Genomic DNA, 8,616 nt, shown 5'->3' with positions numbered 1-8,616 from the left:
GGGCGCTGGCCGCGGCGCTGCCGGCCCGGCGGCTGCGCCGCCTGCCGCCCTCGGACCTGCTGAAGGTGTTTGCCAATGAGCGGTGAGCGCGGAGCAAGAGCGTGGAGGTCACTGATCGGGTCCGGGACGGTGCTGGTGTTGCTGCTGTCGCTGCTGTGGCAGGGCGCCTGGGCGCAGGGCTATGCCGGGCTGGGCACCGGGGCCGAGGGCTTTGCCCTGCCCCGCCCCGGCGTGGCGCTGGACTTCCCGCGCGATCACGGGCCGCATCCCGACTACCGGATCGAATGGTGGTATCTGACCGCAACGCTGCGGGGCGCCGACGGGCGCGATTATGGCGTGCAATGGACGCTGTTCCGCTCGGCACTGGCGCCGGGCGCGGCCGAGGGCTGGCACAGTCCGCAGATCTGGATGGGCCATGCCGCGGTGACCTCCGCCGACCGTCACCGCTTTGCCGAACGCATCGCCCGCGGCGGCATCGGCCAGGCCGGGGTGACAGCGCAGCCCTTTGCCGCCTTTATCGACGACTGGCAGATGTCGGCAACGGGGGACGGCATTTCCAATCTGCGCCTCACCGCGCGCGGGGCCGAGTTTGCCTATGACCTGCAGCTTTCGACCGAGGGGCCGCTGGTGGAACATGGCGCCGCGGGCTATTCGGTGAAATCGCGCGACGGCCATGCCAGCTATTACTATTCGCAGCCGGCCTATGCGGTGCAGGGCACGCTGAGCCTGCCCGAAGGGCCGGTGGCGGTGACCGGCCAGGGCTGGCTCGACCGGGAGTGGTCCTCGCAGCCACTATCGGCGGATCAGAGCGGCTGGGACTGGTTCTCGCTCGCCTTCGACAGCGGCGCGCGGATGATGGCCTTCCGACTGCGCGACAGCCGCGGCGATTTCACCGCCGCCACCTGGGTCGCCGCCGACGGCAGCGCCCGGGCACTGCCCGATGGCGCCTTCCGGGCCGAGCCGCTGGTCTGGACCGAAGTGGCCGGCCGCCGGGTGCCGACCCGCTGGCGGCTGCACCTGCCGGCCGAGGGGCTGGAGGCCGAGGTCGCGGCGCTGAACCCGCAAAGCTGGATGGGCACCTCCTTTGCCTATTGGGAGGGGCCGGTCACGGTGACCGGCAGCCATGCCGGGCGCGGCTATCTCGAGATGACGGGGTATGAGTAGAGATCAAGGCCGGAGTGCTAGCCGGGCCGGCGGCGGACCGTGGGATGCCGCTGCAACCGAGGAACGATGCGCTTTATGGTGGCCAGACCCCCCCTGCTCAGAGATTTGCGCAAACGGCACCCAAGCGGCAGACCGCCGGGACGGTCCGCCGCTGGCCCGGCGGCGCTGCGCGCCTTGTTCCGGGCCGGCTTTGCCCGCCTACTCCGGCAGCGTTGCCGCGAAGCCGTCCAGCGGAATGTCCCGCACCTTGCGCAGCAGCTCGATGAAGCCGACGACCTGATGCGCGCAGGTCGCCGCCCCCTTCTCGGCCGTGGCGACCGAGGCATCGCCCACCGTGCCCGCCGGGTTCAGGTCCGAGGACACCCAGCCGTAAGAGATCGGCCCGATCGGCGAAATCGGCGCGCCCTCGGCGGACGAGGTGAAATTCCGCGCCGCGGCCATATCCACGCATTCCGGCCGGAAGGCCAGCATCAGCGAGGTTTCGACATCGCCGCCATGGATGCCAAAGGCGCGTTCGTGATCGGAATACATCCCCGCCGGATGGCCGAACCCGCCCCATTGGCATTTCACCGCCAGCATCCCGGCGCGTACCCGCAGCTCGCGGGTGAGGATCGACACCAGGTCCAGGTTGCCGCCATGGCTGTTGACGATGACCAGCTTGCGCAGCCCGGCGCGTGCCACCGACAGGCCGATCTCGGTCCAGACCCGCAGGGCGTTTTCGGCGCTCAGCGTCAGGGTGCCCGCCGCGTGTACATGCTCGTTCGACTTGCCCACCGCCTGCACCGGCAGGATCAGGATGTCCAGATCGTCGGGACAGGTGGCGCGCAGCCGGGCCAGCATGCCCTCGGCGATCATCGTGTCGGTGCCGGTGGGCAGATGCGGCCCGTGCTGCTCGATCGCGGCGGTGGGCAGGATGGCCAGCGTCCTGGCCGGATCCATGCCAGCAAATTCGGGGCTGCGATATTGCGCCCAGTCCAGCCGCCTCACGCGGTGCCCTCCGGCAGATAGGTCGCGTCCAGCCGCCCGCGCAGGTAATCCGCCCCGCGCACCGGCGGATATTTTGCCGCGCCGGTGCCCGGCAGCGCCGCGATCACGCTGTCGGGGTTGGGATCCAGGAAGAAGGCAATCGACCGGCGCGGCCGGTCCGGCGGCAGCACCCGGTGCGGGGTCGAAACATAGATGTCGTTCGACCAGCGCATCAGGCAGTCGCCGATATTGACCACGAATGTCCCCGGTACATGCGGCACGTCGATCCAGCCGCCCTCGCGCGGCTTGACCTGCAACCCCGCCACGCCATCGGTCATCAGCAGCGTGACCGATCCGTAATCGGTATGCGCCCCGGCGCCGATCCCGTCGCGGGCCGGCGGATAGCGCAGCGCCCGCAGCGTCGCCATCGGCGCGCTGAAATGTGGCGCGAAGAACCCCTTGGGCAGGCCCAGATCGGCCTCGAAGGCGGCATGCAGCGCCACGCCCAGCGACAGCGCCGCGTCGTAATAGGCCAGCATCGCCTGGCGGAACCCCGGCAGGTCGGGCCAGATATTCACCCCGCGAAACGGCTCGCCCGCCCTGACGCGCGGATCGTCGGCGGTCAGGTCCAGCCCGACATTGAACGCCTCCTTGCGGTCCATCATCCCGCTCTTCTCATCCAGCGCCTCGGCGCCCTCGGCGGCCCAGCCGCGATTATGAGGGTTGCGGCGGATGTCCAGCCGGCGCTTGTTCAGCTCGGGCAGGTCGAAAAACGCATCGGCCTGGCGGAAGACCGAGGTGATCAGCGCATCGGGCACCCCATGGCCGGACAGCAGGAAGAACCCGGTGTCGCGGCAGGCATGGCCCAGATCGGCGACGAAGCCGTCGCGGTCGCGGCCGCTGGCGAAACGGCGCCAGTCCAGCATCGGGATCATGCCCGCGCCTCGCCATGCACCGGCACCGGCAGTGGCGCCTTGGTCGAAATCAGCCGGTCCATCCGCGCCGCGACGCGGCGCAGGTGACGGGCGCGGCTGGCCGCGGTGGAACTGTCCATCAGGTAATGCACGGCAAAGACCTTACGCGCCCGCGGCGCCAACAGCCAGCCCAGCCCGCGCATCAGCGTGCGCTTGCCCGGCGCGCCCACCGCGAAGGTCAGCCAGCGCGAGGCGCCGCAGGTGGTGAACACCCCCAGCCGGGTGATATGGGTCAGGCCGGGGCGGATGGTGTCGCCCTCGCGCTTGGGCATCATAAAGGCGATCTCGGGCACCAGGGCGCGGTCCAGCCAGCCTTTCAGCATCGCCGGCAACCCGTACCACCAGGTCGGGTAGACGAAGATCAGCGTATCGGCCCACAGCAGGTCGTCGCAGTCCTCCTGCACCCGCGCGCGGTTGTCGGGCGTGCGCTCATAGGCGCGGTGCTCCTCGGCACTCAGCAGCGGGTCGAAGCCGCGCTGATACAGATCGCGCAGCCGGATCTCGGCCCCCGCCGCCTGCAGCCGGCCGATCACCACGTCGCGCACCGCGGCGGTAAAGCTTTCGGGTTTGGGATGGCAATACAGCACCAGGGCCCGCATCTCAGAACGCCTCCATCTCGGTCCTGACCCGTTCCAGATGCGCCGCGCGCCTTGCGTCGGTGGCACGGTTCAGGTCGTACAGCGTAACATAGCGCATCTTGTCCGGCCGGCAGACATGCCAGACCGCGCGGGTGACCGATTTGCGCGGCGGATCGCCGGCCATGAAGGCGCGCAGCCGATTGCCGCCATAGGTGGTGCAGGCCGCCAGCTTGCGAATGTTCTGCAGGTTGGGCTTTACCTTGCCATCGACCAGCTTGAAACTGACGCCGGGCAGAAACACCCGGTCGAGAAAACCCTTCAGGATCGCCGGATAGCCGAAATTCCACACCGGGAACACCATCACCAGCGCCTGCGCCGCGCGCAGCCGTTCGACATAATCGCGCACCGGTTCGATATTGTCCGGCACCTCATGGTACAGCCGGCGCCCCTCGCGGGTCAGCACCGGATCGAAGCCTTCGGCATTCAGATCGCAATCATCCACCTCCCAGCCGCGCGCCGTCAGCGTGTCGATCACGGTGGTATGCACCGCCGCGTTGAAGCTTTCGGGACAAGGATGGGCAAACAGCACCAGCGCCCGGGTCACTCTGCGGCCTCCTTCGGCAGCAGGCCGGGATAGGCATAGATTTGGTCATAGGACCAGTCGGGATCGTCCCAGGCGATCATCTTGCCGGGATTCAGCAGCCCCTTGGGATCCGCCTCGCGCTTGAAATCCAGCTGGCGCTGGTCGGTGGACTGCCGCCCGCCCTCTTCCAGCGTATAGCGATGCGGGTTGAAGATCATGCAACCCATCTCCTCGTGCCGGCGCACGATCTCTTCCAGCCGTTCCTCACTGGTGAATTTCACGATCGGCAGCCCGGCAAAACAAACCTTGCCGTTCTCGCGCAGCACCTCCAGGTGCTGCAACACCTCGGCGCCGAATTCGGCGCGCACCTGCTCTACCAGTTCGAAATGATCCGGGTACTTGTAGCGCACCTGCAGATAGGTGACCGAGGGGTCGAATTTCAGCGCCCGCAGCGTGGTGTGGTTCCAGCCGAATTCGTAAACCGGGCCCGGCGCGCGTGGCCAGTCCGACGCGTCCGAGCGGTAGATCACCCGGGCGCCGGGATAGCGCGCGGCGAAGATGGCGAAAGCGTCCATCGCATGGGGCGCCACCATCAGCCCCAGCAGGTGATCCCGCTCGGTCACATGGGCGTTGACGCGCTGAAAATACGACTTCGCCATCGGCGCCTCGTAGACCGAGGCCAGCTTGATCAGGATGCCGTCCTCGTTGGCCAGGTCGGCGGCAAAACGCATCGCCTCGTCGAAATCCTCGGTGGAAACGAAAATGCCGATCCAGTCATAGGCCGGGGCCAGCGGCATCTCGACCTCGGTGATGATGCCGTTGGTGCCATAGGCATGGGAGACGCGCGGCACTTCCTCGCCGCGAAACTCCAGCACCCGCGGCTCGGCCTCCATCGTCACCACCCGCAGGCGGATGATATTGCCCAGGTCGCGCAATGCCCCCCAGCGGACCGAACCGACCCCGCCGGAACCGCCGGCGATGAAGCCGCCAAGCGTGGCCATCGCATAGGTCGACGGGCTCATCCGCAATTCCTGCCCCGAGGCGGCGCGGATCTCATCGTCCAATTCCTTCATGATGCAGCCGGGCTCGGCGATCACGCCGCCGGGATACACCGATTTCACCTTGTTGAAGTTCTTCATGTGCATCAGGCAGCCACCCGCCAGCGGCATTGCCTGGCCGTAATTGCCGGTTCCCGCCCCGCGCACGGTGACCGGCACATCATGGGCATAGCAGGTCTTCAGCACCTCGATCACCTCGGCCTCCGAGGCCGGGTTGACCACGAAATCGGCCTGCACGTGGTCCAGCCGGTCCTTCAACAGCGGAGAATACCAGAAGAAATCGCGGCTTTTCGACCGGATCGTGGCCGGGTTTTCATCCATTTCGATATGCGACAGGGCGGCCTTGGCAGCGGCGACATTGGGTTTCATCGGGGCAAGCTCATCAGATGGTCAAGTTCACTAAAATCGGGCAGCGCGCGGTCAATCTGTGCGCCGCCCCGAATGACGATGCGGTCGGATTGCGGCCGCGCGAACAGTTCGCTCCAGCCGCGCGCCTTGCAAATCACCAGGTCGGCCTGGCTGCCGGGGGCCAGCGACGGCATCGCAAAGCCGCAGGCCTCGGCAGGCGTGGTGGTAAAGGCGGTGACCCAATCGGCGCGGGAATGGTCCAGATGGGCGATGCGCGTCGCCTCGCGCATCACCTCGATCATGTCGAGATCGCCATAGGCATAAAAGGGATCGCGGGTATTGTCCGAGGCAAAGCTGACCTTGATCCCCCGCGCCCGCATCTCGTGCACCAGCGTCACGCCGCGCAGGCGCGGCGTGCGCTCCGGCTGCCGATCCTGCAGGTACATGTTGCACATCGGCAGGCTGACGACGTCCAGCCCGGCCCTGGCCACCAGGTCCAGAGTCTGCAGCACCTCGGCCTCGTCCTGCACCGACAGCGAACAGCAATGGCCCACCGTCACCGGCGCGTCAAAACCGGTCTCCAGCACCGTGCGGGCGATCTCGCGCAGCGTCGCGGCCGAAGGGTCGACGGCTTCGTCGACATGCAGGTCGGCGGCCAGCCCCCTTTCGCCAGCCATGTCGAAAAACTCCCGCAGCCGCGGTTTCAGATCGGGGATCGGATAGCTGACCGCGCCCAGCACCCCGCCGGTCTCGGCCACGAGATCGGCGGTGCCGCGAAAGGCACCATCCGTCGACACGTTCTCGATCGACACCAGGCAGGCCGCCTGCAGATCGATGCGCCCGGCCCAGTCCGCGCGTGTCTCGCGGAACACGCCAAAGCTGATCTCGTCCTGCGGCGGGCGGCTGTCCAGATGGGTGCGGATCGCCCGCGTGCCATGCGCCCAGGCACAGCGCAGGGCAAAATCCATCCGCGTCCGCACGTCCTCGGCCGACCAATGCGCCATGCGGTCGGATTCCACCGTCGACAGCGCCCCAGCAAAGGTGCCGTCGGGATTGGGCGCGCGGGTCCAGATATGCCCCTTGTCCAGATGCGTGTGCATGTCGACAAAGGCGGGGAACACCATCGCGCCCTGCATGTCGATCACCCTGGCGGCCGGGGTGTCGGACAGCCGCCCGTCGGCAAGGGTCAGGTCGATGCGGGCCAGATCGCCGTCCTGGCCAATCAGGCAGGCCGGGGTGGCCAGATTTCTCAGGGTCACTGCGCCGCTGGGCAGAACGCAAAAATCCATCACCCCTCCCGTTTCAACGCGCTTTCATGCCACTTGCGCAGCATCATGTGGCTTAGAAAGGACAGCGCCATGAAAATCACCACGCCGGTCCCGGCGATCAGCAGCAGCGCCGCGAACATGCGCGGGATGTTCAGGCGATAACCCGCTTCGAGGATGGTAAAGGCCAGCCCCGACCCGATGCCCCCCGTGCCGGCGACATATTCCGCCACCACCGACCCGATCAAGGCCAGCCCGCCGGCAATCCGCAACCCGCCCAGGAAATAGGGCAGCGCCGAGGGCAGTTGCAGGAACCGCAGCCGCTGCCAGCGCGTGGCGCCGTAGATCTTGAATAGATCGCGCAAGTTGTGATCGGCCGAGTTCAGCCCCAGGGTGGTGTTGGACAGGATCGGGAAAAACGCCACGATCCAGGCGCAGATCAGCAGCCCGGCGATCTTGCTGTCGACATAGATGAAGATCAGTGGCGCAATCGACACGATCGGCGTCACCTGCAGGATCACCGCGTAGGGATAGAACGACATCTCGATGAACTTGCTCTGGGTGAACAGCACCGCCAGGCCGACCCCGCCCAGAACCGCCACCGCCAGCGCCAAAAGCGTTGTTTGAAGAGTCACCAACAAGGCGCTGAGAAGGATGGGAAAATCCTTGATCAGCGTCTCTAGAACCAGGCCGGGACGCGGCAGGATGTAATGCGGGATCTCGTTGATCACGCAGATCCGATCCCAGGCGTAGACCGTCAGGACCACCACCAAGATCGGCAGCACCCAGCGGCCGATACGTTCGTTGCGCAGGCGCCGGGCGCGGGCCTGCTCTTCGCGGTCGACCACCAGGCCGGTCTCGGGCGTCACGCTCATGCCGCCTCTCCCATCGCCGCATGCAGCGCATCGCTCGCCTCGCGGCAATGGGCGGCGTAATCGGCCGAGGTGCGGTACTCTTCGCCGCGCGGATAGGGCTGGTTCACCTCCAGCTCGCGGATCACCCGACCGGGCCGCGCCGCCATCACCACGATGCGGTTCGACAGGAACACCGATTCAAACACCGAATGGGTGACGAAGATCACGGTACAGCCGGTCTTGGCCCTGAGTTGCAACAGGTCATTGTTCAGCTTGTGGCGGGTGATCTCGTCCAGCGCCGCAAAGGGTTCGTCCATCAGGATCAGCCGCGGCCGGGTCACCAGCGCCCGCGCAATCGACACCCGCATCTTCATGCCGCCGGACAATTCGCGCGGATAGGCGGTCAGGAATTTCTCCAGACCGACCAGGCGCAGCGCCTCCATCACGTCATCCTTGACCGCGCCATAGCTTTTGCCGCGCAGCCGCAGCGGCAGCCAGACATTCTGCGCCACCGTCGCCCAGGGCATCAGCGTCGGTTCCTGGAACACCACCCCCAGGTCGCCGGCGCCCTGCCCGCCCGACCAGTCGATGCGCCCCGCCGTCGGGTGGATCAGCCCGGCGATCAGCCGCAGCGCCGTGGACTTGCCACAGCCCGACGGCCCCAGCAGCGAGATGAAATCGCCCTGCCGCACTTGCAAAGACATGCCTCTGAGGGCCACCAGGTCGCCGTTGAAGACCTTGGTGACTTCGGACAAAGACAGGATCTGCGCGCCCGCCTGCGGCGCGCCGAAACTCTCCGGCGCGCTGCCCAATGCAAGAGTCACGT

General features: G+C 67.1%; 9 protein-coding genes. 1 reads left to right on the top strand and 8 read right to left on the bottom strand.

The window, feature by feature from the left end; all coding sequences use genetic code 11:
• Window positions 1-75 precede the first annotated feature (75 nt).
• Window positions 76-1,164, top strand: coding sequence for a lipocalin-like domain-containing protein (locus tag CVM52_RS11405; protein WP_100162622.1), 1,089 nt, complete (start codon window positions 76-78; stop codon window positions 1,162-1,164).
• Window positions 1,165-1,362: 198 nt separating this feature from the next.
• Here CVM52_RS11405 and CVM52_RS11400 read toward each other — a convergent pair whose 3' ends face one another.
• The 8 genes from CVM52_RS11400 to CVM52_RS11365 are packed head-to-tail and all read right to left on the bottom strand — an operon-like array spanning window position 1,363 to window position 8,614.
• Window positions 1,363-2,151 carry a creatininase family protein gene (locus CVM52_RS11400; protein ID WP_276308637.1) on the bottom strand — a complete coding sequence of 263 codons (789 nt, stop codon included), beginning with the start codon at window positions 2,149-2,151 and terminating at the stop codon, window positions 1,363-1,365.
• Complete coding sequence (locus tag CVM52_RS11395; protein WP_100162620.1) at window positions 2,148-3,065, bottom strand: isopenicillin N synthase family dioxygenase; 918 nt, start codon at window positions 3,063-3,065, stop codon at window positions 2,148-2,150. Before CVM52_RS11395 ends, CVM52_RS11400 begins: the two co-directional genes overlap by 4 nt.
• Entirely contained in the window at window positions 3,062-3,703 is a 642-nt protein-coding gene (locus CVM52_RS11390; protein ID WP_100162619.1) for an NAD(P)H-dependent oxidoreductase, read from the bottom strand. Before CVM52_RS11390 ends, CVM52_RS11395 begins: the two co-directional genes overlap by 4 nt.
• Before the next feature lies 1 nt (window position 3,704).
• Window positions 3,705-4,286, bottom strand: coding sequence for an NAD(P)H-dependent oxidoreductase (locus CVM52_RS11385; RefSeq protein ID WP_100162618.1), 582 nt, complete (start codon window positions 4,284-4,286; stop codon window positions 3,705-3,707).
• Window positions 4,283-5,692 carry an FAD-binding oxidoreductase gene (locus CVM52_RS11380; RefSeq protein WP_100162617.1) on the bottom strand — a complete coding sequence of 470 codons (1,410 nt, stop codon included), beginning with the start codon at window positions 5,690-5,692 and terminating at the stop codon, window positions 4,283-4,285. The genes CVM52_RS11385 and CVM52_RS11380 overlap by 4 nt, the downstream gene beginning before the upstream one ends.
• Window positions 5,689-6,960 (bottom strand): cytosine deaminase, encoded by a 1,272-nt coding sequence (locus CVM52_RS11375; protein WP_100162616.1) that lies wholly within the window; start codon window positions 6,958-6,960, stop codon window positions 5,689-5,691. Before CVM52_RS11375 ends, CVM52_RS11380 begins: the two co-directional genes overlap by 4 nt.
• Window positions 6,960-7,811, bottom strand: coding sequence for an ABC transporter permease (locus tag CVM52_RS11370; protein WP_100162615.1), 852 nt, complete (start codon window positions 7,809-7,811; stop codon window positions 6,960-6,962). Before CVM52_RS11370 ends, CVM52_RS11375 begins: the two co-directional genes overlap by 1 nt.
• On the bottom strand, window positions 7,808-8,614 hold the full coding sequence (locus CVM52_RS11365; RefSeq protein ID WP_240620941.1) for an ABC transporter ATP-binding protein: 807 nt from the start codon (window positions 8,612-8,614) through the stop codon (window positions 7,808-7,810). The genes CVM52_RS11370 and CVM52_RS11365 overlap by 4 nt, the downstream gene beginning before the upstream one ends.
• Window positions 8,615-8,616 lie beyond the last annotated feature (2 nt).

Source organism: Pseudooceanicola lipolyticus (assembly GCF_002786325.1).
In the GTDB taxonomy this organism is placed as follows: domain Bacteria; phylum Pseudomonadota; class Alphaproteobacteria; order Rhodobacterales; family Rhodobacteraceae; genus Pseudooceanicola_C; species Pseudooceanicola_C lipolyticus.
Note: the sequence above shows the minus strand (reverse complement) of the source record. Positions and strands in the feature narration are given on the sequence as shown.

Excerpts from the sequence above, each read along its gene's own strand:
- CVM52_RS11405 (WP_100162622.1), top strand. The coding sequence starts at position 76 with ATGAGCGGTGAGCGCGGAGCAAGAGCGTGGAGGTCACTGATCGGGTCC.
- CVM52_RS11390 (WP_100162619.1), bottom strand. The coding sequence starts at position 3,703 with ATGCGGGCCCTGGTGCTGTATTGCCATCCCAAACCCGAAAGCTTTACC.
- CVM52_RS11380 (WP_100162617.1), bottom strand. The coding sequence starts at position 5,692 with ATGAAACCCAATGTCGCCGCTGCCAAGGCCGCCCTGTCGCATATCGAA.
- CVM52_RS11370 (WP_100162615.1), bottom strand. The coding sequence starts at position 7,811 with ATGAGCGTGACGCCCGAGACCGGCCTGGTGGTCGACCGCGAAGAGCAG.
- CVM52_RS11375 (WP_100162616.1), bottom strand. The coding sequence starts at position 6,960 with ATGGATTTTTGCGTTCTGCCCAGCGGCGCAGTGACCCTGAGAAATCTG.
- CVM52_RS11395 (WP_100162620.1), bottom strand. The coding sequence starts at position 3,065 with ATGATCCCGATGCTGGACTGGCGCCGTTTCGCCAGCGGCCGCGACCGC.